Below are 1,302 nucleotides of genomic sequence, written 5' to 3' on the forward strand. Positions count from 1 at the left end.
GGCGGCGCCCGGTCGCCCTCCCGGTCGGGCAGGCCGCCGCCGATCTGCCGGGCCGGGATCTCGGCCTCGCGCATGGTGCGGGTGTTGGTGTCGAACCACGGGATCGCGATGGCGTCGAGGGGGATCACCTCGGACACGCCGGGCCGCACGTCCCACTGGTAGGTCGCCCGGGCCACAGGCCCGGAGGGCGTCAGCAGGGTCTCGCGGGTGACCGGGCCCGCGAAGGTGAGGATGCCCCGGGTGCGCATCACCGGCCGGGGCGGCAGGCCCTCGGCGACCATGCCCTGGACCTCCAGGGTGACGATCCGCCGGGTGGTCTCGCCGAGCTTCACGGTCTCGGGGTCCGGGCTCCAGGAATCGGTGACCGCCACGTCGCGGGCGGGCAGCCACCAGGGTTCCTTGACGTCCGGGCCTCCGCCGGCGGCGGTCCAGGCCGCCACCGGGAACGGGATCGGCGTCGAGCGCACCTCGACGATCCGCCGCTCGCCGACATCGTTGACCGTCAGCTTGTGGGTGAAGGGCTCGATGACGAACTCGCCCGCGTGGTGGGGGAACACCGCCACGGTGCGGTCGAACGCGATGGCGCTCTGCCCGTCCGGAAGCTTGGTCTTGCTCCAGCGGTCGCGGCCGAGCTGCGTCCAGGAGAAGTTGGCGAGGGTGGGCTGGACCACCTCCTCCAGCAGGATCGGCTGCTTGTAGACCCCGTGGATCTTCAACAGCACCATCTCGCGGGCGAACGGCGGGCTGTTGCCGTTGAACTCCGCATTGACCGTGAGGGTCAGGTCGCCGGGTTCGATCTCGGCGTGCGCCGGGAGGGGGGCGAGGAGGAGGATGACGGCCAGAGACCAGGCACGCGCCTTCCCTCCCCCCTCTGCGGGGGAGGGTACCCTGCGCAGCAGGGGGGGGCGGGACGAAGTCCCGCAAGAGGGGCAGCGCAACGCTGCAGGCTTCGGCTCTCGGTGAGACCTTTCCGGACGCGTCGCTCCCCTCTCCCGACCCTCGCTGACGCGAGGGCCACCCTCCCCCGCAGAGGGGGGAGGGAGAACACCCGCCGTGCCTGCGGAGCCAAAGGCCCAAATCCCGAAAACCATCACCACGGGTTGCTCCCGGCCGGGATTGCGGTGCCGGCCTCGACCCGGCGGGTCTGCTCGGCGCGCAGACGCAGCTTGAGGAAGCGGCCGGGATCGTCCGGCAGGGTCTGGAGCCAGAGCCGGTCGGGGCGGATCTCGTGGGCCTCGAAGCTCTTGGTCACCCGGCGGACCTCGCGCTCGGGCGCCTCCGCGACCATGGCCGCACCGCCGC

At 72.4% G+C, this 1,302-nt stretch carries 2 pseudogenes; both read right to left on the bottom strand.

What is annotated here, in order from left to right:
* A pseudogene (locus FV228_RS30010) lies at positions 1 to 842 on the bottom strand (BatD family protein); the annotation flags it as partial.
* A gap of 248 nt (positions 843 to 1,090) precedes the next feature.
* Positions 1,091 to 1,302, bottom strand: a pseudogene (locus tag FV228_RS30020) (hypothetical protein); the annotation flags it as partial.

The organism is Methylobacterium sp. WL18 (assembly GCF_008040015.1).
Classification (GTDB): domain Bacteria; phylum Pseudomonadota; class Alphaproteobacteria; order Rhizobiales; family Beijerinckiaceae; genus Methylobacterium; species Methylobacterium mesophilicum.